Origin of the sequence: Limnothrix sp. FACHB-406, from assembly GCF_014698235.1 — a bacterium.
Taxonomy (GTDB): domain Bacteria; phylum Cyanobacteriota; class Cyanobacteriia; order CACIAM-69d; family CACIAM-69d; genus CACIAM-69d.
Window position 1 is genome coordinate 98,519 of the sequence record NZ_JACJSP010000007.1, and the last position, 23,237, is coordinate 121,755.

Annotated in this window: 21 protein-coding genes; 8 read left to right on the top strand and 13 right to left on the bottom strand. The window is 55.1% G+C overall.

Going from position 1 to position 23,237, the window contains the following annotated elements; all coding sequences use genetic code 11:
- Positions 1-15: 15 nt before the first annotated feature.
- Positions 16-573, bottom strand: a complete 558-nt coding sequence (locus H6G53_RS09225) for a hypothetical protein (RefSeq protein ID WP_190532225.1) — start codon at positions 571-573, stop codon at positions 16-18.
- 319 nt (positions 574-892) lie between these two features.
- Here H6G53_RS09225 and H6G53_RS09230 point away from each other — a divergent pair, with 319 nt between their 5' ends.
- Positions 893-2,659, top strand: coding sequence for a tetratricopeptide repeat protein (locus H6G53_RS09230; protein ID WP_190532228.1), 1,767 nt, complete (start codon positions 893-895; stop codon positions 2,657-2,659).
- Between the two features lie 333 nt (positions 2,660-2,992).
- Positions 2,993-3,247, top strand: coding sequence for a helix-turn-helix transcriptional regulator (locus H6G53_RS09235; RefSeq protein ID WP_099533679.1), 255 nt, complete (start codon positions 2,993-2,995; stop codon positions 3,245-3,247).
- Between the two features lie 5 nt (positions 3,248-3,252).
- On the opposite strand, the gene H6G53_RS09240 is transcribed toward H6G53_RS09235, so the two are convergent.
- Positions 3,253-4,008 (bottom strand): Uma2 family endonuclease, encoded by a 756-nt coding sequence (locus H6G53_RS09240; protein WP_190532231.1) that lies wholly within the window; start codon positions 4,006-4,008, stop codon positions 3,253-3,255.
- A 336-nt stretch (positions 4,009-4,344) separates the two neighbouring features.
- Between H6G53_RS09240 and dnaK the strand changes: the two genes are divergently transcribed.
- Positions 4,345-6,624 carry a molecular chaperone DnaK gene (dnaK, locus tag H6G53_RS09245; protein ID WP_190532235.1) on the top strand — a complete coding sequence of 760 codons (2,280 nt, stop codon included), beginning with the start codon at positions 4,345-4,347 and terminating at the stop codon, positions 6,622-6,624.
- A 116-nt stretch (positions 6,625-6,740) separates the two neighbouring features.
- Here dnaK and H6G53_RS09250 read toward each other — a convergent pair whose 3' ends face one another.
- The 3 genes from H6G53_RS09250 to H6G53_RS09260 form a co-directional block, all read right to left on the bottom strand.
- Positions 6,741-7,211 carry a hypothetical protein gene (locus H6G53_RS09250; RefSeq protein WP_190354600.1) on the bottom strand — a complete coding sequence of 157 codons (471 nt, stop codon included), beginning with the start codon at positions 7,209-7,211 and terminating at the stop codon, positions 6,741-6,743.
- A gap of 363 nt (positions 7,212-7,574) precedes the next feature.
- Positions 7,575-8,006, bottom strand: coding sequence for a hypothetical protein (locus H6G53_RS09255; protein ID WP_158234457.1), 432 nt, complete (start codon positions 8,004-8,006; stop codon positions 7,575-7,577).
- The gene (locus tag H6G53_RS09260) at positions 7,987-8,373 is read right to left on the bottom strand and encodes a hypothetical protein (protein WP_190532238.1); all 387 of its coding nucleotides are present in this window, start codon (positions 8,371-8,373) and stop codon (positions 7,987-7,989) included. Before H6G53_RS09260 ends, H6G53_RS09255 begins: the two co-directional genes overlap by 20 nt.
- Before the next feature lie 596 nt (positions 8,374-8,969).
- Here H6G53_RS09260 and bchL point away from each other — a divergent pair.
- Positions 8,970-9,830: a ferredoxin:protochlorophyllide reductase (ATP-dependent) iron-sulfur ATP-binding protein gene (gene bchL / locus H6G53_RS09265; RefSeq protein WP_099533688.1), complete on the top strand. Its 861-nt coding sequence runs from the start codon at positions 8,970-8,972 to the stop codon at positions 9,828-9,830.
- 29 nt (positions 9,831-9,859) lie between these two features.
- Here the strand turns inward: bchL and H6G53_RS09270 are convergent, their stop codons facing one another.
- Positions 9,860-10,033, bottom strand: a complete 174-nt coding sequence (locus tag H6G53_RS09270; RefSeq protein ID WP_190532240.1) for a hypothetical protein — start codon at positions 10,031-10,033, stop codon at positions 9,860-9,862.
- Positions 10,034-10,054: 21 nt separating this feature from the next.
- On the opposite strand from H6G53_RS09270, the gene H6G53_RS09275 reads away from it, so the two are divergent.
- The 4 genes from H6G53_RS09275 to H6G53_RS09290 all read left to right on the top strand — a co-directional run bounded on the left by H6G53_RS09275 (position 10,055) and on the right by H6G53_RS09290 (position 17,058).
- Positions 10,055-10,501 carry a DUF5331 domain-containing protein gene (locus H6G53_RS09275; protein ID WP_190354603.1) on the top strand — a complete coding sequence of 149 codons (447 nt, stop codon included), beginning with the start codon at positions 10,055-10,057 and terminating at the stop codon, positions 10,499-10,501.
- A gap of 134 nt (positions 10,502-10,635) precedes the next feature.
- Positions 10,636-12,045, top strand: coding sequence for a ferredoxin:protochlorophyllide reductase (ATP-dependent) subunit N (locus H6G53_RS09280; protein WP_190532243.1), 1,410 nt, complete (start codon positions 10,636-10,638; stop codon positions 12,043-12,045).
- Positions 12,046-12,175: 130 nt separating this feature from the next.
- Positions 12,176-13,423 carry an FIST N-terminal domain-containing protein gene (locus H6G53_RS09285; RefSeq protein WP_242030836.1) on the top strand — a complete coding sequence of 416 codons (1,248 nt, stop codon included), beginning with the start codon at positions 12,176-12,178 and terminating at the stop codon, positions 13,421-13,423.
- A gap of 224 nt (positions 13,424-13,647) precedes the next feature.
- Entirely contained in the window at positions 13,648-17,058 is a 3,411-nt protein-coding gene (locus tag H6G53_RS09290; protein ID WP_190532246.1) for a DNA methyltransferase, read from the top strand.
- Here the strand turns inward: H6G53_RS09290 and H6G53_RS09295 are convergent.
- The 7 genes from H6G53_RS09295 to H6G53_RS09325 form a co-directional block, all read right to left on the bottom strand.
- On the bottom strand, positions 17,055-18,329 hold the full coding sequence (locus tag H6G53_RS09295) for an adenylate/guanylate cyclase domain-containing protein (RefSeq protein ID WP_190532250.1): 1,275 nt from the start codon (positions 18,327-18,329) through the stop codon (positions 17,055-17,057). The two genes, H6G53_RS09290 and H6G53_RS09295, sit on opposite strands and share 4 nt — an antisense overlap.
- A gap of 53 nt (positions 18,330-18,382) precedes the next feature.
- Positions 18,383-18,685 carry a peptidase gene (locus tag H6G53_RS09300; protein ID WP_099533749.1) on the bottom strand — a complete coding sequence of 101 codons (303 nt, stop codon included), beginning with the start codon at positions 18,683-18,685 and terminating at the stop codon, positions 18,383-18,385.
- Positions 18,686-18,804: 119 nt separating this feature from the next.
- Positions 18,805-19,302, bottom strand: coding sequence for a DUF4363 domain-containing protein (locus H6G53_RS09305; RefSeq protein WP_190532253.1), 498 nt, complete (start codon positions 19,300-19,302; stop codon positions 18,805-18,807).
- A gap of 145 nt (positions 19,303-19,447) precedes the next feature.
- Positions 19,448-19,879 carry a hypothetical protein gene (locus H6G53_RS09310; protein ID WP_190532256.1) on the bottom strand — a complete coding sequence of 144 codons (432 nt, stop codon included), beginning with the start codon at positions 19,877-19,879 and terminating at the stop codon, positions 19,448-19,450.
- Between the two features lie 194 nt (positions 19,880-20,073).
- On the bottom strand, positions 20,074-20,760 hold the full coding sequence (locus H6G53_RS09315; protein ID WP_190532259.1) for a hypothetical protein: 687 nt from the start codon (positions 20,758-20,760) through the stop codon (positions 20,074-20,076).
- A gap of 137 nt (positions 20,761-20,897) precedes the next feature.
- Complete coding sequence (locus H6G53_RS09320; RefSeq protein WP_190532262.1) at positions 20,898-22,583, bottom strand: cell wall metabolism sensor histidine kinase WalK; 1,686 nt, start codon at positions 22,581-22,583, stop codon at positions 20,898-20,900.
- The gene (locus tag H6G53_RS09325; protein WP_099533701.1) at positions 22,528-23,226 is read right to left on the bottom strand and encodes a response regulator transcription factor; all 699 of its coding nucleotides are present in this window, start codon (positions 23,224-23,226) and stop codon (positions 22,528-22,530) included. Before H6G53_RS09325 ends, H6G53_RS09320 begins: the two co-directional genes overlap by 56 nt.
- Positions 23,227-23,237: the final 11 nt, after the last annotated feature.

Below are 23,237 nucleotides of genomic sequence, written 5' to 3' on the forward strand. Positions count from 1 at the left end.
GATCAGTCGGGACAATCAGCGGTTCGATCGCCAATCTTGCCAGCGCAACTTCAACGACACATAGAGCGGCCACTGGTAATGTTCCAGCACCAACCAGGCGGCCAAAATGAAATGCCCGATCGCCGCTGAAATTAACCACCCTTGGCCAAATCCCACCGATCGGGAGCTGGGCAAAGGGGGAAAGAGGTATTGCGACAAACCAATCAACCCCACCGGCCCGATCGCCAAAATCACCGCCAGCAGCCAAATGGTCGGTGTGAGCGCTTCATTGCTGTAGCGCACCGGTTGCCACGATCGCCCCAACCAACGCCACTGCAAGGGCTGGGTGCTGTCTTCCACCCGCAAAATCCGAGATTGCAAATCCAGCGTGAACAGATGCCGACAAAAATCGCAGGCCCAGGCATCCTCCATCATCGGCATCGGCTGAATTTGTCCGTGGCGACAAATGGGACAGGGGTGCTGATCGCGATCGTCCAAGGGAGACAAAACCGACCACCCCAACTCCCGAGGCTTGGGCGCTTTGCTGAATTTGGGGGGGCGATCGCCCGATCGCTGAAAATCAAACGCACTCATGGAGTTCCCTCGTCCAAACCAGCCAAATCCTCACCGCTCAGTCTAGCCACGCGATCGCGCTGATCAGCCATCCCTTAAGAAAATTCAAGCCCTCGGGTCTTACCCGATCGCCTCGTGGCGATCGCCCCCGGTTGCGGCCCTCAATTTACAGGTGATCACAGCAGAGAAATGAGGCAGCCATCAGCAGGGCGATCAATCAGCTCGATCGGATTGTAGCCAAGCCCTGGCGGCCGTCGGGGGCGATCGGTGCTTCATTGACACTAGGGGCTAAATTAGAGGCGGCTGACCACCATTTTCCCAGCGCTGCTCACTGCCCCTCATGATTGGCCGCACCCTCCAAAATCGCTATCTGATTAACCGACTCCTGAGCAAGCAAGGTGGTTTTAGTGACACCTACATTGCCCAGGATTTGCAATTGCCCGGCCATCCCGATTGTGTGGTGAAGCATTTCAAACCCAAGTTCGATCGCGACGGTTCCCGAATTCTGCCCGATGATTTATTGATTGCCAAACAATACTTTGATCGCGAAGCGGACAAGCTGATGATCCTGGGTCGCTATGATCGAATTCCCTCCTTGTTTGCCAAGTTTGAGGAAGGGGGCGAATTTTTTATTGTGATGGAACACATCAATGGGCGACCCCTCAGCTTGGAGATTGGCCAGGGAGAACGCTGGGATGAAATGGCGGTGGTGCAACTTTTGGTTGATCTGCTGTCGGTATTAGCCGTAGTCCATCAGCATCCTTTGATTCACCGAGATATCAAGCCCGATAACATCCTTCGACGGCGATCGGATGACCAGTTGGTGTTGATTGATTTTGGGGGTGTGAAAGAGGTCGCAACGGGGGAATATAGCCAAGCACAACTGATTCAAGATCCCCGCAGTTTGTTTTTGGGTTCAAAGGGTTATATTGCCCCGGAGCAGTCCATTGGAGAGGCCCGATTGCAAAGCGATCTCTACGCGGTAGGGATTATTGCGCTGCAAGCCTTGACGGGACTACCGGCTCTCAAGCTGCCGCGCGACGGACAGGGCAGGTTTGTCTATCAACCGTTGGTGCAGGTGAGCGATCGGCTGCAATCGGTGTTGGGCAAGCTGACGGCTCCCGATTGGCGAGAACGTTACAGCGATGCAGCGGCTGCTTGGGAGACGATTCAGCAAATGTTCCTGAGTTCCCAAGCGCCCACCGTGCGGGTGGGATCGGTTCCACCACCCCCGCCCAGTCCCCAAGAACCGGTCAAACAGCCTTGGCGAGAAGCCCCAACCGAGTTGGTAAGTCCACCCCCGCACCCCCGCACCGGATTGCGAAAGCGGCTTGGTCGTTGGTTTTCTAATTTTGTAGATGACCTCACGGCTGAGTTGGATAACTCGGAACAATCGCAGTTTGTTCAGACTGACCACGTAACCTGGAACGACCGAGGCAATGAACTGTTTCATCTCGGGCGGTATGAAGAGGCGATCGCTAGCTGCGACAAAGCCATCCAATTCAAACCCGACTACCACATTGCCTGGCACAACCGAGGCCTTGCGCTAAACGAGCTTGGGCGGTATGAAGAGGCGATCGCCAGCTGCGACAAAGCCATCCAATTCAAACCCGACGACCACGTTGCCTGGCACAACCGAGGCATTGCGCTGAACTGGCTTGGGCGGTATGAAGAGGCGATCGCCAGCTGCGACAAAGCAATCCAATTCAAACCCGACTACCACATTGCCTGGCACAACCGAGGCCTTGCGCTAAACGAGCTTGGGCGGTATGAAGAGGCGATCGCCAGCTGCGACAAAGCCATCCAATTCAAACCCGACGACCACGTTGCCTGGCACAGCCGAGGCGTTGCGCTCAACGAGCTTGGGCGGTATGAAGAGGCGATCGCCAGCTACGACAAAGCCATCCAATTCAAACCCGACTCCCACTACCCTTGGTATGGCAAAGCTGTCTGTTATGTCAAACAAGGTCAAGTGGATAAAGCGATCGACCACCTACGACAAGCAATCAAGCTAAACTCCCAAGCTCGGGATTGGGCCAAAACCAACAGCGCCTTCGCCCCCATCCGCCAAGATCCCCGCTTCCAAGCCCTAATCCAAGAACCGTAGGGTGCATGGGAGAACGTTTGGCGTGAAACGATCATTTCCCCCACCCCTCCCATGCACCGCAAATAACCGCAACAAACCGAGAATCTTCGATCGATTGTGTTGCCACAATCCACGGTGCATGGGAGATCAAGCCGCACATTTCATGACAATTTGAGATTGCTCCCATGCACCCTACGGTTTTTCGTGAAATTGCCGTACCGATCGCGTTTCAATCAAACGATAACCATCGGTTGGGTGGCGATCAATCCACACGGTGCATGGGAGAACAAATCAACCGTTTCGCAACCATCTCATCATTGCGCCCATCAGCCCCCCTTTGAGACCATTGGGGGCATGGCGCGAGCAGGAAAAGCACTCAAACAAACCTTGCAAGACTACGGCATCAGCCAAAACCGGCTCGCCGTCACCATGGGCATTGCCCGATCGACCGTGCATTATTGGTTCAACGAAACCCAAGACCCCCAAGCCGACGCAATTCCAGCCATCGTGGCCGCCCTAGAAGCGATCGAACCCGCCGCCGCCCGCGCCTTTTTGGAAGCCTACCTGGGGCGATCGCTCACGGATTGGATCACCCCAGACCCGCCATAACCCCATCAATCCGACTCGATCGCATCCGGATCAATGCCCAACTCCCGCAGCCGCTCCGCCAGGCGATCGGCTCGTTGCTGGGCCTGTTCCGCTCGCTGGGCCTCGGTTGCGGCCCGTTGGCGTTCGGCGGCCGCCCGATCGCGCTCCACCTCCGCCTCGCTGCGATAGCGTCGGCCCTGAGCGTCGCACCAAGTCAGGACTTCCCGATCGAACGGGTCATCCACCAACCGATCGCGCCCAATTCCCAAGCCAATTTCCGGCATCCAGCAGGGTTCACCCACCTGAAGTTGATAGGTTCCCTCCACCAGCTTGTAAACCTCTAAGGGCAAGTGACCATCCCGCCGCCAAAATTCGGGATTGTAGATCACGTAATACAACACCCCCAGTCGGGCGTAAATTGCCATTTTTTCGTCATACTCTTCACCCGGTGTGTAGGAAACCACCTCCAAAGTCAAAATCGGTGGGATGTTGTTTTCCGTCCAGGTGATGTAGCTACGGCGCGGTTTACCATTCTTGCGGCGATCGACCCCCAGGCTCAAAAAGCCATCGGGAATCACCGGCACTTTCGGATGAGGCCCCGTGGCGTGGTAAACCCCCATATCAACCGCAAAAAACCAGTCTTCCCGATGCTTCCAAATGTATTCCAGCAGGAACAAGAGGACGTTGGGAATAAAATTCTGGTCTTCGTTATCCACGGGAATATCGCAAGAATCGGGGAGTTCGTCAGCGTTGGGCAATGATTCTAGGAAGGATGGCAGCATGGGGCGACGCTCCTGGCATTGCGGCCTAACAGTCTCCATTTTGGCAAAGGATTTTGGCCAAGGTTGATCCCGGTTTCGATCGCGCCTCGGTTCGGTGGATGGGAAGCCACAGGATAGAATGAAGCCGACAAGATTCTTAACGCGCGATCGGGCGCTGAATCTGTCCCCCGCAAATTCCTTGAGATCCGGGGGGCAAGGGGCTTAAGCCCCTTGTCTGGGCCCCTCAACCTCAAGCGCCAGTCATTGGGCTGGTTCATTCATCCAACTCGGCTGAACGGCCCTCCCGATCGCCCCCTCAGCCACTCGCAGCCGCAACAAGAGACAAGCAACCAAGCAATGGGAAAAGTCGTTGGCATCGATCTCGGTACGACCAACTCCGTCGTGGCCGTCATGGAAGGCGGGAAACCCGTCGTCATTGCCAATGCCGAAGGGATGAGAACCACCCCATCCGTCGTTGGGTTCAACAAAGATGGCGAAAAGGTGGTGGGGCAACTGGCTCGCCGCCAAACGGTGTTGAATCCGCAAAACACTTTTTATGGTCTGAAGCGGTTCATTGGCCGCAAATACGATGAGCTATCGCCTTCTTCAAAGCGCGTGCCCTACACGATTCGGCGCAATGAGGAGGGGAATGTGCGGGTGGTGTGCCCCAAGTTGCAGCGCGACTTTCCGGCGGAAGAACTGTCAGCGATGATTTTGCGGAAGCTGGCCGACGAAGCCGAGCGCTATTTGGGCCAGCCCGTGACCGGCGCGGTGATTACGGTTCCGGCCTATTTCAACGATTCCCAGCGGCAGGCCACGCGCGATGCGGGACGGATTGCCGGGCTGGATGTGAAGCGGATTATTAATGAACCGACGGCGGCGGCGCTGGCCTACGGTCTCGATCGCGCCAGTAGCCAAACGGTGTTGGTGTTTGACCTGGGGGGCGGCACGTTTGATGTGTCCCTGCTGGAAGTGGGCGATGGGGTCTTTGAGGTGAAGGCCACCAGCGGCGATACACAGTTGGGCGGGAATGATTTCGATCGCAAAATTGTCGATTGGCTGGCGGAGCAGTTCCTAGAAACCGAGGGGCTGGATCTGCGGCGCGATCGCCAATCCTTGCAGCGACTAACGGAAGCGGCGGAAAAGGCCAAAATCGAGCTATCCGGCGTGGGCGCGACGGAAATTAATTTGCCCTTCATCACCGCCACGGAGGATGGGCCGAAGCATTTGGAAACGCGCCTGACCCGATCGCAGTTTGAAGGCCTTTGCACGGACTTGATCGAACGAATCCGCGCGCCCCTGAAGCGGGCCTTTGTGGATGCGGGCTTGCGGCCGTCCCAAATCGATGAAGTGGTGTTGGTAGGCGGCTCCACGCGGATTCCCTTTGTGCAGGACGTGGTGCGATCGCTCGTGGGCAAGGAACCGAGCCAAAACGTCAACCCCGATGAGGTGGTGGCCGTGGGCGCGGCGATCCAGGCGGGGATCCTGGGCGGCGAGGTCAAAGATATTTTGCTGCTGGACGTGACTCCCCTGTCCTTGGGTCTGGAAACCTCCGGCGGCGTGATGAAAAAGCTGATTCCCCGTAACACGACGATTCCCGTGCGGCGATCGGACATGTTTTCCACCAGCGAAAACAACCAAACCCAGGTTGAAATCCATATCCTGCAAGGGGAGCGGGAAATGGCGGCCAACAACAAATCCCTGGGGAAATTTATCCTCAAGGGCTTGCCGCCCGCGCCGCGCGGTGTGCCCCAAGTGCGGGTGGCCTTTGACATCGATGCGAACGGCATTTTGCAGGTGACGGCGCTGGATATGACCACGGGCCGCGAGCAAAGTGTGATTATCCAGGATGCTTCGACCCTGAACGAGACGGAGGTGCAAAAGGCGATCGAGGAGGCCCAGCAGTTCGCCGACCAGGATCGATCGCAGCGCGATCGGGTGGAAAAACGCAACCGGGCCGAAGCCCTCACCTTCCAAGCGGAGCGGCAACTGCGGGAGGCGACCCTCGATTTTGGGATGCAGTTTGTGGAGGTGCATCGGCGGGCGATCGAGAAAACCGTCAAGGCCCTGCGCGAGGCGATCGCCGCCAGCGACGACATCGAGATCGATCGCACCCAGGCTGACTTGCAAGACGCGATCTACAACCTGAATCGGGACGTGCGCGATCGCTATGCCGAGGAAGATGACGACAACTTCTTTGGTTCCATTCGGCGCACCTTCCAGGATGGACGCGACGCGGTGTTGGGTGGCGGCGATCGCTATGATCGGGACTACAACTACGGTCGGAATGATTACGGTCGCAACGACTATGGCCGCAGCAATTACGGCCGGGGCGGCGACCTGGGCCGAGGCGGCGACCCGGGCCGAGGCGATCGCGGGTGGAATGAACCCAACGGCCAGGGCGATCGCCGCCGGGAACCCAGCCGCCCGGCATCGCGCGATCCCTACGATTTGGGCTATGGCGGCGGCTATGGCGGCCCCAGCGATCGCCCCAGCCGGCCCACCCCCCGAGATGGGTCAGGGCGATCGGGCGATCGACGGGAAGCCCGCAACAACAACCTTGGCGGTAGCAACCAACCGCGAGATCGGAGATCGACCTACAACGACAATTGGGACGATGAGGACGACTGGTTCTAATGCAAGGGTCGATCGCGAGACTGATGGCCCCACGATCAACCTCCAGAAAACCGCGCTTTGTGGGTTGTCTCAGCGGGAATTAGCGGTGATCAGCAGTAATCAGCGGTGAACGGATCTCACGGCGCTGGGGGACTCGGCTGGGTCGGATTGCTGGCGGCAGATTCAGCCACCTGACAGGTTTGATTAATGGTTTGGATCAGGTTGCGCTCATTGTTGGCGGACTGTTCCAGCGATTGCACCGCAATTTCAGCCAGGTTGCGATCCTTTTGCTGAATGGCGTTCAAAAATTCACGGGTGCTGCGACTGGTGTCGGTGTAAATATCCGCCAAGCGCGATCGATGGTCTTTTAATTGCGTGTCACTGAGCGGTAACTTGCCCAAATCCTGGGCAGCTCGATCAAACGATTCAGCAGCACGGCGCATGGCCTCCGGTTTGCCTGTGGCGGCTTCCCGGGCCGTTTCGTTGGCCAAGTTGGCAATGGTCACCAATTGTTTGCATTGGGCCACTTTGCTTTGGGCGCAACCGGTCAAAACGCAGACAAGGGCGATCGCAGCGGGCAATTTAAGGGCAGGGTTTGACAAAACCATAAACAGCTCAGACCAGGTTTCCCGGCTTGCGAATCGAAGAAACAGTTTCCCAAACAAAACTTTCAAGGCTGATGCCCGAGGCAGTTCCAAGAATGAGTTCAGCCTGTAGGGTGGGCACTGCCCACCTACGACGCATCACCCAATGAATCCGGTCACTACTGGGGAGAGGGGAGTTGTGACTTTGGGGCTGGATACTACTTGGGCTAGAGGGTGGTGGGCGATGCCCACCCTACTAGCTACTGGGCGAATCCTAAAAACAAACTTTAAAAACATTACTGCCAAAAGCTGTTGCCACATCTCCAAGGGGAAAACTCACCCCGCGATCGCCCGGAGGAGCAACCTTCAGCACCTGTGTGATCATTCCTACGATCGAACGGCAATATCGTTCATGACTCGGCGTTCATCATCCAACGAAGCCACCCCGCCCGCAATCTTGCCGTAGTGAATTCGGCCCGCCTCTAGCACCGTTTTGCGCAGGGTTTTATCACCGGAGTTCGCCTCAAAAAGCGCCAACAGGGAGCCATAACCCAGGCCGGTTCCTTTGGCATCCTCCTGCACTCGCATCGAGGCTAAAACCTGTTGTTGCAAGCCCATGTCGCCAGGGTTCGCCGCCAATTTTTTCAACAAATCTGCCAAGGATTTACGCAACATCAACATATTGAGGAGATCCGCTTCAGCCTTTTGGCGCACTTCAATTGCCTTGCGTCGATCGCGATCGAGTCCATCAAGCCACTGCAACAGAAAAATCAGCGCCAGGATCAGGATCAACAACACCTCAAAAGACATAACGGGCAACCCTCGGCAACAACAGGACTCGGAGAGATTTCAAAAACAGCAGGCGTTTTGGGCCGTTGCACCATTGGGCAACACCAGATGGCGTAACACAACTGGCTCGATGCTGCCACCAATTTGCCACAAACCACTCGCCAGCGGCCGATCGATTCTGGCTTCCTTGACGAGTGGGCGCAACTCCCGATCGGGGATCGCTGCTAAGGGTGAGCTGATCGATCGATCCCGTCGCCTGGTTTTCTGCCAACCCTCCCCGCTTTGATTGAATTCTTAACAAACAGCGCCAAATTTCCCGATCGCCCGACTGTTTTGGGGTGCGATCGCCCTCGGATCCGCCTTTGGGAAAGCCCAAACTGATGAGGGAGTCGAGCAAGTTTTGAGTTAAGGGCCGGGCTGGTCTAGGAAGTTATGTTTTGGTTTTGTTTTTATTTTTATATAAATTAGACCCTAAATTTGATTAATTTGGCTTAAAAACGCATTTATTTAATTTTGATAGGCTTTAAAATCCTTTTTTGAGTTTAGGGTCAGCTCTTAGGCTGCTGGCGCGGCCGGACAAAATTAGCCTTGCTTTCCTTTCGGGAAAAATCTGCTGATAATGCCATCGGTGGGGCAACCAACCGCGATCGCTCCAGGGCTGCCCACCCCCAACTCAGTTTTTTGGCTGCATTCCCGATTTTCGTTACCGCTGAGCTTCATTCGCGATTAATCCCATTCCCGATCGGCCCCTCTGCTCAGGCTTCAATGCTCCGGTTTTGATTTTTGCCATCTCGCTCATTTCGATCGCGCTCGGTCTGCCGGTTCAGGACTCGGGCAGCTCACCGAGATTGGCGAAGACTAAGCGAGATTGACCCCGCCTGACTGAGCTTGATCGAGCTTGACCGAGATTGATTGAGCTTGACCGAGACTAAATTCCCGTTGCATTCCTGCTCTAGTCCTGTTCCAACCAGATTTCCCCAGAGGACTCCCCCCGTGAAACTCGCTGTCTATGGCAAAGGTGGCATCGGCAAATCCACCACCAGTTGCAACATCTCCGTTGCCCTCGCCCGTCGTGGCAAAAAAGTGCTGCAAATTGGCTGCGATCCGAAGCACGACAGCACCTTCACGCTCACGGGCTATCTGATCCCCACGATCATCGACACCCTGCAAGCCAAGAGCTATCACTACGAAGACGTTTGGCCCGATGACGTGATCCACAAGGGTTATGGCGGTGTGCATTGCGTGGAAGCGGGTGGGCCGCCAGCCGGTGCAGGCTGCGGGGGCTACGTGGTGGGCGAAACGGTGAAGCTGCTGCGGGAGCTGAACGCCTTTGATGAGTACGACGTGATTTTGTTTGACGTGCTGGGCGATGTGGTTTGCGGTGGCTTTGCGGCTCCCTTGAACTATGCGGACTACTGCGTGATCGTCACGGACAACGGCTTTGATGCGCTGTTTGCGGCCAATCGGATTGCGGCTTCGGTGCGCGAAAAGGCGCGGACGCACAAGCTGCGGCTGGCGGGCTTGATTGGCAACCGGACTTCCAAGCGGGATCTGATTGATAAATATGTCAGCGCCGTGCCGATGCCGGTGCTGGAAATTTTGCCGCTGATTGAAGATATTCGCGTGTCGCGGGTGAAGGGCAAAACGCTGTTTGAGATGGCGGAGTCTGACCCGTCGTTGCTGCCGGTTTGTGACTATTACCTGAACATTGCCGATCAACTGTTGGCGATGCCGGAAGGCGTGGTTCCCGATGGATCGCCCGATCGGGAGTTGTTCTCGATGCTGTCGGACTTCTATCTGAATCCGCAAGAACCGAAGACAACGGAACCCGAACCCGAATTGATGATGGTGTAAGGGCGGAACCCCAGTCCAGACAAGGGGCTTCAGCCCTTTGCCCCCCAACGACGGGCGATCGGTTGGGCGATCGGCCAAAACAGGGCAAAACGTAGGGGCGCACCACTGTGCGCCCTCCGCCCAAGGCCCCACAATTCCCCCGCAACCGCTGCGCCCGGATAGGGATTAATCAGGTAGGCTCGATCGAGGTTTGATATCTCCAAAGTCCACCGATCTTCCGCCCTATGAACGTTGAACAGTTGCGCCGATCGCTCCGTCAAAAGTGGCTGGACTATTACCGCGATAACCGTTCCTGGTTAGCCCGCATGGCCATTTGGACAGAAAGCGAGTTGGGCCACCGCCGCCCCCTGTCGAGTTTTTTGTTGGCGACGGCGACGGTGCTGGAACCACGAGTGACGGAGTTGATGCCGCTGTTGGTGGATCTCAGCAGCGATCCCGATCGGGTGATCGAAGCGCTGGGGCTGGACTTTGACCCCGATCGGGAATTGGAGCTAGCCGCCAAGGCCGCCGCCCGCGAACGCCGCAACCGTCCCGCCATCCTGTTACCCGCCAGCGATCCTGCGCCGATCGAGTTTGCCCAACCCCCGATCGAACAGCTTGAGGAAACCGACTGCAATGGCCGCACCCGCGATGCTGAGCTGATTCCCATTTGGGAGCGATCGACCTTTTAAGTTCAGCGAAATTCAGGGTTCGATCGCGGTCAGGGTAGCGGGTTGCAGTCAAACTTCTGGATCAGGACGTACAGCCATACGCCCCTCCGATTCATCCCCCAACACTCAACCGTTTTACCTGTGAGGAACAGCCAATGACCGCCACGATCGAACCCAACACCCCCGCCCTCCAATTCGACTGCGAAACGGGCAATTATCACACTTTTTGCCCGATCAGTTGCGTCGCTTGGCTGTATCAAAAAATCGAAGATAGTTTCTTCTTAGTGATTGGCACGAAAACTTGTGGCTATTTCTTGCAAAATGCCATGGGTGTGATGATTTTTGCCGAGCCACGCTATGCCATGGCGGAACTCGAAGAAGGGGATATTTCCGCTCAGTTGAATGATTATGCAGAACTGAAGCGACTCTGTGAAGATATCAAGCGCGATCGCAACCCGTCGGTGATTGTTTGGATTGGCACTTGCACCACCGAAATCATCAAGATGGATCTGGAAGGAATCGCTCCCAAACTGGAAGCAGAAATCGGCATCCCGATCGTGGTGGCCCGCGCCAATGGGCTGGATTATGCCTTTACCCAAGGGGAAGATACGGTGCTGGCAGCCATGGTGCAGCGCTGTCCCGATGCCACCCAACAAACGCCCGCCGCCGCAGACGATCGCAACGCCATTCAAAAGTTGCTGAACTTTGGCAAAAAGAAAGAAGAAATCCAGGAAGACGAAGCGGGCTATGTGAACCATCAACCGCTGGTGTTGTTTGGCTCAGTGCCTGACCCGGTCGTCACGCAATTGACCCTCGAACTGAAGCGCCAAGGGATTAAATTAGCCGGCTGGTTGCCCGCCAAACGCTACACAGAATTGCCCGCTTTGGCCGAAGGCTACTACGCATCCGGGGTGAATCCATTCCTCTCGCGCACGGCCACGGCCTTCATGCGGCGGCGCAAGTGCAAATTGATTGGTGCACCCTTTCCGATCGGGCCCGATGGCACTCGCGCTTGGATCGAAAAAATCTGTGCTGTGTTGGGCATTGAACCCCAAGGACTGGCCGAGCGGGAAGCACAAATTTGGCAGAGCGTGGAAGACTACGTGCAACTAATTCGCGGCAAGTCGATTTTCTTCATGGGTGACAATTTGCTCGAAGTTTCCATGGCGCGGTTCCTGATTCGTTGTGGAGCAACCGTGCCGGAAATTGGCATTCCCTACATGGACAAGCGCTACCAAGGAGCCGAGCTGGATTTGTTAACCAAAACCTGTCAGGAAATGGGGGTGGAATTGCCCCGAATTGTTGAAAAGCCGGACAACTACAATCAAATTCAGCGCATCTATGATTTGCAGCCGGATTTGGTGATTACCGGCATGGCCCACGCCAATCCCTTGGAAGCACGCGGCATTAATACCAAGTGGTCGGTGGAGTTTACCTTTGCCCAAATTCACGGCTTCGGCAGCACTCGCGACATTTTGGAATTGGTGACGCGCCCCTTGCGTCGTAACGGCGCACTGAAGGAGTTGGGTTGGGACAAATTAGTCCGGGAAACCACCTCCGTGTAAATCCAAATAGCTCCTCACTTCATTTGCAACAGTTCGCTGCACGATCGCCCTTGGCCAGAGGCTCCCGGGTTAGGATCTTGATCCGACTCGATCCGAGCGATCGACCCGCGCCCGCAGGAGGACAACCCCCATGAGTGACCAAATGAAATGGGTCAGCGCCGTTTCCAAGCAACCATCCCTAGAAGCGGCCATTGATGAGGTCAGCCAGCGTGTTTTGGCCACCTTGGGGCAACCGCCAGATTTGTTGCTGGTCTTCATTTCATCGGCCTTTAGCAGCGAATATGCGCGGCTGATGCCCCTGCTGCGCGATCGCCTGCCTGCTCGGGCCATGGCGGGCTGTGGGGGCAGCGGCGTTGTGGGCAACCTGGATCCGCAACAGGTGGAAGAGGTGGAAGATGATCCGGCCCTCTGCGTGATGGCCGCTTGGTTACCCAACGTCACCATCCAAACCTTTCACATCGATCGCGAGGCCCTGCCCGATTTGGATGGGCCGCCCCAACCCTGGATTGAGGCGATCGGGGCAGACCCCGCCACGAACCCTAACTTTTTGGTCTTTGCGGATCCGGGGTTGGTGCAAATGAACGACCTGCTGCAAGGGCTGGACTATGCCTATCCTGGCTCCGTGACCGTGGGCGGCTTGGCCAGCGGGGACTCCTTTCGGGAAACCAAGCAACTCTTTGCGGACTATCGGGCCTATCGATCGGGCGCGGTGGGGGTGGCCCTCAGCGGCGATGTGGTGATTGAGCCGATTGTGGCTCAAGGCTGCCGCCCGATCGGTCAGCCCCTGTGGGTCACGGAATGCGAGCGCAACATCGTGATGCAAGTGTCGATTCAGATGGACAAAGACACGATCGCCGACAAACCCCAAGCCCCCCTCAAGGCCCTGCGGCAACTAATTGAGGAACTCAGCGACAAGGATCGCGAACTGGCGCAATATTCCCTCTTTGTGGGTTTGGCCCGCGATGCCTTTCGCCAAACCCTAGAACCCGGCGATTTCCTGATTCGCAACCTGTTGGGGGTGGATCCCAGCGGCGGCGCGATCGCGATCGGCGATCGAATCCGCCGGGGCCAACGGATTCAGTTTCATTTGCGAGACGCGGACACCTCCGCCGAAGACCTACGCGCCCTGTTGGAACGGTATTTGCGCGATCGCCCATCGGAACAGCCCGACCCGATCGGGGCCTTGATGTTTGCCTGTGTGGGCCGTGGCCAAGGGCTTTATAACAAAGCCAATTTTGATTCCTGCCTGTTGCAAAAATATTTGGGTCTGATGCCCGTGGCGGGCTTTTTCTGCAACGGTGAAATTGGCCCCGTGGGTGGCACAACCTTTATTCACGGTTACACCTCCGTTTTTGCCCTGTTTCGCCCCAAGGCCTAGCCATTCAACTTCGGGCAACTCAACTTAGCCTGTAGGGTGGGCAGTGCCCACCGAATCATTGCTCCATGGCATCTGCGATATGGCGTGCCAATTATTTCCAGTAAAGGCTGTGGTGCAACTCAGCTCAGGTTTTTCGCTTCAGTTCTTTCGTTCAAGTGAGCTAAAGTTAGTCATAGGTTAGAACAAAGGGTTGTTCTGGCCCGTTGGAGTTAGGAGTTTGAGTTGTGCGCGTCACCTTTCCCGCTTTGTTTCATGGCAAAACCCTACAAACTGCCCTCAAAGCGTTTGAATTTCCAGCAGATTTGGAGGCGCGCCATGCTCCCGTTAAAAATTGGGCAACAGTGCTCAAAAGCAACTCTTTAAAAGCCGTCAAAGAAACCTCGTTGCATGGCGATTTCCTGGGCGATATTTTCCGGGATGCCTTGGGCTATCGCAGCATTGTGGGTGGCCAAGGACAACATTGGGAATTGCACGCCGAAAAGCATATCGATGGCGGTGGCGGCTTTGCGGATGGGGCGATCGGGCTGTTTTCTGCGGTTACGGGTTCCGGCGGCAAACAAAAGCTCACCGGCCGTGTGGTGGCCCCCATTGAACTGAAAGGAACCAAAACCGATCTCGACACACGCCACAAAGGACAAGAATCCCCGGTGGAACAGGGCTGGCGCTATGCCAACTACACCATGGGTTGTCGCTGGGTAATTGTTTCCAACTATCGCGAATTGCGGCTTTATCACACCAACAAAACACCTGCTTGCTGTGAGCAATTTTTCTTAGAAGATTTAGCAGATTTGGAAGCATTCAAACGCTTTTATTTTCTGCTTTGTCGGGAAAACTTTTTGCCCGCCAGCGCCCATGAGGGCGATCGCTCGCGGCTGGATGAGTTGTTGGCAGAGTCCAACGAAGCCGAAGAAGCGATCACCGAAAAGCTCTACCAAGACTACAAAGATGTGCGCCAACAGTTGGTGCAGTTTTTTAAGGGTCGGTATAGCAAAGATTGGAGCGATCGACAGGCGGAGTTTATTGAAGCGGCCCAAAAAGTGCTCGATCGAATCCTGTTCATTGCCTTTTGCGAAGATCGAAAGCTATTGCCAGCCAAATGCCTCAAAGAGGCCCATGATTTTCATGACCCTTACAACCGATCGAGCATTTGGCAGCGATTCAAAGCCATTTTTCGGTGGGTTGACCAAGGCAACGATCAACCCCCCATTTCGGGCTACAACGGCGGTCTTTTTAAGCTTGATCCGATCGTTGATCAAGAGATTGAGGTTCCCGATTGGCTTTGCACCAGGCTCAAAAACCTGACGGCCTATGACTTTGACACAGAAGTTTCAGTTGATGTTCTGGGGCGAATTTTTGAGCAATCGGTCACAGATCTAGAGGAATTGCGATCGCTGGCGGCCGGTGAAACCTACAACGTCAAGCAAGGAAAACGCAAAACCCAAGGTGTTTTTTACACCCCAACTTGGGTGACGCAATACATGGTGGAAACAGCCTTAGGTGGCTATTTATCCAAGCGATCGGCATTGCTGCGCGATCGGCTTCAGTTAGATGCCATTCCTGAACGCAACACCAAGCAACGACAAGCAGCCGAACTGGCTTATTTGAAAGCTTGGCGCGAAGAACTCAAAACCATTCGCGTTTTGGATCCGGCCTGTGGATCGGGCGCTTTTCTCATTGCGGCCTTTAACTTTTTGGCGCGGCAATACGAAAAAATCAACACGGAAATTGCTAACTTACAAGGCGGAATTCGGGAAATTTTTGACCTGAACAAAGCAATTCTCAATCAAAACCTTTATGGGGTTGATTTGTCTTCCGAATCGGTCGAAATCACAAAGCTTTCCCTATGGTTACAAACGGCTGAAAAGGGGCAAGCGCTCACCAATTTGGATGACAACATCAAAGCAGGCAATTCAATTGTTGCCGATCGGGCAGTTGATCCCAGAGCGTTTGATTGGGAAAGGGCATTTCCAGAAGTGATGGCCGATGGGGGCTTTGATGTGGTGTTGGGCAATCCGCCCTATGTGCGCCAGGAGTTGCTATCGCCCTTTAAGCCCTATTTGCAAACCCATTATGCCTGTTATGACGGGGTAGCGGATCTCTATGTTTATTTCTATGAACGCGGGGTAAAGCTGCTGAAACCGGGTGGGATGTTGTCTTACATTGTCACTAACAAATGGTTGCGATCGGGCTATGGCGAACCGTTACGCAAGTTCTTTGCAGAACAAACCATTTTTGAACAAATTATCGATTTTGGCCATGCACCAATTTTTCGCGATGCGGACACGTTTCCTTGCATTATCGTGTTGCAAAAAGCTGCTCTAAATTTGCCAGATGCCGATGCGTCGGGATCGTTAACTACTCAATCACCGGACTCGTTGGCAGCAAGGGGCTTAAGCCCCTTGTTAGGATCTGGGGTACAGAATGAGTCTCAAATGGTGCTGGTTTGTGCGGTTCCTCGGGAGCAGCTAGAGGGCCTCAATTTGGCGCAATTTGTGGAGCGGGAGGGCTATGAAATCCCCCGATCGCGCCTGTCTGAAGCGGCCTGGAGTCTGGAAAATCCGCAGGTCGATGCGCTAATGCAAAAAATCCGCAGCGTTGGTGTTCCCCTCGTCGATTTCGCAGGAACCAAGCCCTATTACGGAATTAAGACGGGCTTTAACGAAGCCTTTTTAATTGACGATCAAACGCGCCAAAAACTGATTGCTGAAGATCCCAAATGCTCAGAAATCATCAAGCCCTACTTACGAGGTCAAGATATTGAACGTTGGTATCCGAGTTGGGAAAACTTATGGCTAATATTGACTAGACGTGGAATCAATATTGAAGAATATCCTGGAATTTCTCATTATCTCGCTAAGTACAAGCATAAATTAGAGCCTTGTCCGAAAGGTTGGAATACACAAACTCAGGGAAAATGGCAAGGTCGTAAGACTGGATCATACAAGTGGTATGAGATACAAGATCCCATTTCCTATATTTCTATTTTTGACGAACCTAAGATAATTTATCAAGAAATACAATATCATCCTTCTTTTTGTTGGGATAATTCCGGCAATTTGACAAATAATAAATGTTTTATTATCCCAACAGACTCCAAGTTCTTATTGGCAACTCTGTGTTCTCCTGTAATTTGGTGGCACAACTGGCAATATTTACCACATATGAAAGATGAGGCTTTAACACCGGCTGGGTTCTTGATGGAGAAATTACCGATCGCCCCGCCTACCGAACCAATCCGCCACGAAGCCGAAGATCTCGTTAGCGAATTGATCGAACTCACCCAAGCCAACCAAGAAGCAACCCGCGACGTAATGGGCTGGCTTGCCTTTGAATTCAACATCGAAAAACCCGGCCAGAAATTAGCCGACTTTGCCCAACTCAGCCTCGACGAATTTCGCGCTGAACTGAAAAAACGCTGCCCCAAAGGAACCGCGATCGGCCCCAAGCAAGTTAAATCAATTGACCTTGCCTATAGCGATTATGCAACCCCAATTCAACAGCGCAATGCAGAAATTTTGCGACGAGAACAGCGGCTTTCGGACTTGGTGAACCAAGCCTATCAACTCACTCCCGAAGAAATCGAATTGATGTGGAAAACAGCACCGCCCCGAATGCCCATCGCCCCGCCTAATTAACCCTCAAAATCAGCCAAGCGGCCCTGCCAGTGCCACAACGCCACAGGAACACGCTTGCCCTTCGCCTGAATCGACGGCAATGCTTGGCAGTGAATCTGTAGCTCGATCGGGAGTTGTTGATAGGCCGCATCCGATAGATAAAGTTGATGGGCAGGCGTGGCTCCCTCAATCCGCTTGGCCGTGTTCACCGTGTCCCCGATCGCCGTGTAAGTGCGCACCCCGTCGCTACCAAACAACCCTTCCACCACCGGGCCGTAGTGCAATCCACAGCCCGCCCCCAACCCTTCCGCCGACAGTACCGATCGCGCCGCCCGCTGCATCGCCACCGCCGCTCGCATCGCCTGGGGCAAATCTGCATAAATCACCATCACCTCATCCGCCGTGAACGTGACCCGCAGCGGCCGATGCACCGTCGCCACCGGTTCCACCACTTGGTAGTAACAATTCAGCACCTGCGCCACCCGCTCCGGCCGCGCCGCCTCACACCAAGTCGTGAACCCCCGAATATCCATAAACACGATCGCCCGTTCCACCCGCTGAAAGGTCAGGGCCGACGGATTGGCGATCGCTGAAGTCACCACATGATTGCCCATGCCCCATTGGGCCAAATTGCGCAAAATGGCCGCAGTTTCCTGAGTTTGTTGCTGTTGCTGAGCCAGTTGCAGCGATTGCAACCCCAACAACACCCCCAAAAACACCAGCGCTGAAAATAGAAATTCGTGGCTTGCGCCCGTAAAAAAGATTTGAATATAAGTCAACGTCACCGGCTCTTGGTGCAACGCCGCCGTCGTAATCAAATAGGCAACCCACACCATCACCGTGCGGGCAATGCTTTCCAGGGGCAATAGATATCGAGTGATAGCAGGCTTCCAGGCCAACCTGAGTCCCTGGGCAATGGCCACCAACGAGCAAAACCCCCAAAGCATCCAATGACTGGGATTTTCAAAAAATTCCCAACCATCCAACGGTAAATCAACCAGCGTGTAGCAACTAGGGCCAATTAAGTTGCCCCAAAATGGATGAATCTTGCGTTGGCTGAGAAACCAAGATTGCACAGTAAAAGCCCCAATCAAGGACCAATCTGCAATGTCATTGATGGAGGCATGCCAGCCATCTTTGGCGATATCAGACAAAATTTTCAGAATCAGGAAGTGGCCACTGTTGCCCAAAAATTCCTGCCAGAAAGCTTGCCAGGGTGTGCCGTGAAATCGACGATTCAGCAGGTGATCTAGATTGAGGCTAGGAAGCTGTTGAGGAGAGCGATCGGTCATAAATTTCGGGTGATGGGTGCTGACATCAAGAAGCAACCCGACGATCCCTTAGCCTATTCCAGCGGCTTTGGGCTGCGCTTTGGTTTAAACCATCCCAACATCGAGATACCCGTCAGGATTAAAGCCAACAAACCCAACCCATCCAAGAGAGGATAAATCGCTTCCAGATGGAAAATTTCACCCGTATGAATATCCATCAAGAGGCTGCGTTTAATTCCGGGCAGATGCCATTCTTCCACCAAGGTGGCCAACATGCCCGTAATCACCGTCAAGATCAGGGGCAACAGCAAAATGGGAGCCAGAAATCGATGATATTTGCGTTGGTATTTCTGGAATGTTTGGAAATTTTTGAACATGGGCGATCGAGCCTCTAGAAACAAGTTGCCTGAACCTGGCAAATCACGCGATCGGTTCAGGCCTGATCTGCAAGCAACAACACCAGCAATCAAAATCAAGGAAATTGGCTGATTTTGCCCTATTTCGCCTGCCCGATCGCCCCTTCCAAACTGCTCAGAGCCGTCAGGGCTTTGGCTTTATCCAAATTGCCGCCCAGTTGCCCGCTCACACCGTCCATCGCTTCCTCGATCGCCTCATAGGCCTTGGGATTTTTTTCCTTAATCCCATCTTCAACGGGCTTCCAAGCGGTTTCAAATTGCTCAAATTCCGTTTTGGCCTTGGCTGCGTCTCCTGCTTCCACCGCCGCCCGGGTTTTGGTTACCACGGCGGTCAATGCGCTGAGGTCACCGCCGGCCGCCGGACTAGGGGCAGGGCTGGCGGCCGGTTCAACGGGACTGGCAACGGGGCTAGCGGCGGCCGACTCGGCGGGGCTGGCCGCAGGGTTGGCAGCGGTTTGGGAACTGCAACCGGCGCTGGTCACAATGCTGAGGGCGGCAACCAAGGCCAGGGTCAAACGCCCCCGGGTCAGGACTCTTGCCGGTGCAGAAGATGAGCGAGCCAAGGGAAGCAAGGACATGAACATTCTCCAAGAGAGGTAGCGGCTGGGCGATCGGGATTGCAAAACTCGCGTTTTCAGCGATTACCTAAACCGTAACCAACAAAAACGACAAACTCATGACAGCCACAGAGTTGGGATTGTGGGTCTCTCTTGAAGAAGGTTATTAGCGCGATCGACGGCGACCACCCGCCCAAGGCGGCGGCCCCGATCGCCCTCGCAATTGCACCGTTTCTCCGTTGGCTAATTGCACCCAAAATGCATCCAATTCACCATCATCCAACTCGCCTTCAACGGTGAGCTGATCGCCCACGGAAACAGGTAAATCGCGCCACCAACGCGGCCCCGCATCCACGCGATATCGCCGGCCATTGGCCTCCACAATCCACTCATTTTCGTCCCGCTCGCCAAAGCGAATCACCCGGCCCGAAATGCGAATGATGGGGTCATCATCCCAGTCATTATCATCATCCTTGGAGCGATTCCATGCCTCAATCCTTTGATTTTGCCGTCCTTGATCCGGTATAGATTGCCCCCCAATCAGCGTGATTTGAATCAAAGGCTCTGAGCGAGATTCGGCCAAGGCAGAACCTGTCATGATGATCAAAGGTGCAACGCTACCTAGGGCGAGGAAAAGCAAAGGCTGCTTAAGGTTAAACATGGAATTTCTCCAGTGATGTGAAGTTCAGGCAACAGATTTGAGAATCAAACTCAAGAACCATCTATGGCAAGCCTGAGATAGTTCAATTGAGTCCATGGTGCTCGAATGACTGAACAAGGGATCTGGTTGACCTAAAAACCCACTTGAAGCCGTTGAAAGGTGTTAGCCATACTCTTTACTAAATCTGGGGTTGCATTGGGAGCTGGCAACCGTCCTTCAGCAGCTCCATTGAAGACAAAATGTTCCCAGCCCGATCGCACGGTTCCTGCTTGTCGTGCCAGACGAACATCGGGATTTTGGTCTAGATAGAATTGCTCGTTGAACAGATTTTGAGCACGCCCTTCAACGGCTCCATTGTTCACGAAATGCTTGAGGGCGGGAATGTTGCTGCGGGCTACATCGGGAAACTGAGTGAGGTAGCCTTGGGGGCTAAACCACTGACCGGTGAGTTGATCCCATTGCAAACCCGGCCGACTGGTGAAGCTCTGCAGCCGATCGGTTTGAGAAATCGTGGTGGCGGTGGCGGAAAGTTGACCTAAAACAGGAGTTCCGTTGGTTCGGGCGATCGCGCGGGTGTCAATTTCTTGGGGATTATCCGATTCCCAGTCCCACACCTGAACTTGAACGGTTTCGCCAGGATTCAAACCAAGGCGATCGGCTCGCACATCTTCAGGATCAATGCGCCATTGACCATTAGGAGTATTCAGCAGAAAGTCATCCCCTTGATCTACAAATCCAGCCACGGTTCCTGTAATAACTTGACCGATCGTAAAAGGGCTACTGAAGGATGCGTTGGACTGATTCAGGTTGGTGCTCATGATGTGTGGTGGGAGCTACTTTAAAGTCATCACGGTTTCAGCCTAGGGAGAGAAGATGACAAAAAAGTGACAACCAGCCATGACCCAGCCAGTCTGATTTCCGTCCACTAACTAATCGTGAAAATGACTCATCAGGGCTAGGGCAATTGAGTTTGGCTGCTCGATACAACAACCGGCAAGGTGACGGTGAAGCAACTGCCTTGGTTCAGTTGGCTGCGGACGGTGATTTGGCCCTGGTGCGATCGGGCGATCGCCTGGGCGATCGACAGGCCCAGCCCCGAACCGCCTTCCCGGTGCGATCGCACCCGATCGGCCCGCCAGAGCCGATCGAACACTTGGGGCAAATCCGCCGGGGCGATGCCGATGCCCGTGTCGTGAATTTCGACCCGCACTTGCCGATCGCGCCCGATCGGGAGAATCACCACCCGCACCCGGCCGCCCGCTGGCGTGTATTTGAGGGCGTTATCCAAAAGGTTGCCAAACAGCCGCCACAGCAACAGCGGCTCGCCCAACACAACGGCGGGGGCCAGCTCACCGGTCAGCTCCAGTTGCTGCACGGCGGCCCGATCGGCGTAGGTTTCGATCAAAGACTCCAGCAATTCGGGCAGGTCGATCGATTGGCGTGGGTGGGCAGCAGCTCCGGGGGTGTCCTGACGCGCCAACAGCAATAGGTCTTCCACCAGTTGAGTCATTTGGCCGGTGGCGTTGTGAATCGCCGCCAGCTTGGCCACATCCGCCGGGTCAATCCGTTCGGGATGGGATTGCATCACTTCCACCGAGGTGCGAATGGCCGTCAGCGGCCCGCGCAACTCATGGGAGGCATCGGCGGTGAATTGCCGCAGTTTCCGAAAGCTGGCTTCGATCGGCCGCAAGGATTGCCTGGTCAGCCACAGACCCCCGATCGTACTCAGCCCGATCGCCAGGCCCGAGCCGATCGCCAGGCCCGTTCCCAATTGCTGGATGGCGCTGTTGATCGGGTCGATCGATTCCGTCACCCGCACATAGCCCCGGAGTTTGGGGGGCTGCTTTTCCCCGTCATAGAACGGCGTGGTCAGAGTGCGGAGTTGTTGATCTTGGGCGATCGCCCCTTGGGGATGAGCGATCGGGGCCAGGGGCCAGGTGGGAAATATCCGACCTTGGCGAGCCAACAATTTGCCCCGCGCATCAAACCACTCCACCCCCTGATCCAGTTGCTGCAAACTTTGCCAGGGAATATCCAAATCCCCATCGTTATCCAGGCGCGGCCGCAGTTCTTCCCGTTCTTCAAAAAAGCGATCGTCTAAAAAGTTGGCAGCATTGGGGCGATCGGTATTAAGGGTTCTTGCCTGATTTTGATTCGCTTGATTTTTGTCCTGATCTTCATCCTCATACTCATCTTGATCGTCGTCTTCATCATCTGATTCTTGCTCTCTTGCTCGCTCTTTTTGCACTTGCTTTGCTTGCTCTTTTTTGGCTTTTCTTTCCTGCTTTGCTCGCTCTTTTGCTTGCTGCCGATCGTCCTCGTCGCTGTCGTCGCTGTCGTCGTCAAATTGCTCTTCGTGGGCTTCCTCGATCGCCTTCAAACTGTGGCCGGCCGCTTGAGCCAACACCAAAAGCTGTCGATCGACCTGCTGATAGAGGCTATAGATCAAAAACTCGATCGCCACGATCGACCCCAGCCCCACCACCGTCGTCATCACCGCCAAAAACGACAGCAACAACCGCCGTCGCAGGGCCCGAAACTGGGTGGCTTCCGTGGCCGCCAGGGCAGTTCCAGGGCGCGATCGCTTAAGAACCCGCGTCCAGTTCCGGCAGTTGTGGATGAAGTCGGTAGCCCATGCCATAGCGCGTTTCGATTGCTGTTTTGGGTGCGCCTGCTTCGGTTAGTTTTTGGCGCAGGCGGCGGATGTGGGCGGTGATCGCTTCTTCGGTGGGTGGCTCGTCAAAGTTCCACAGGTTATCGAGAATGCTGGCGCGATCGAACGTGCGGCCCGGATGGCGCAAGAACAATTCCAACAGGGCATATTCCTTCGGTGACAGGGCGATCGGCTGGTGGCGGTAGGTGACTTCGCACGATCGCGGATCCAGCGCCAACGCCCCCCAACTCAGCACCGGATTGGTGGCCACGGTTCCCCGCCGCAACAGGGCCCGCACCCGCGCCAAAAATTCCGACAAGTCAAAGGGCTTCACCACATAATCATCGGCCCCCGCATCGAGACCATCCACCTTGTCGCGGCTGGTGTCTCGCCCGGTCAGCAGCACGATCGGCACGGTTTGCCCAGCGGCTCGCAGTTGCCGACAGAGTTCCACCCCGCTGAGTTGGGGCAGCATCCAATCCAAAATCAGCAAGTCATAGTCCAGGGATTGGGCCAACTCCAGCCCCGATCGCCCATCGCTGGCCAGGTCTACGGTGTAGTGGCGATCGCGCAGGGCCTCGGCCAGGGGCTGCAAGATCCGATCGTCATCCTCCACAAGCAAAATCCGCATGACCTGTGATC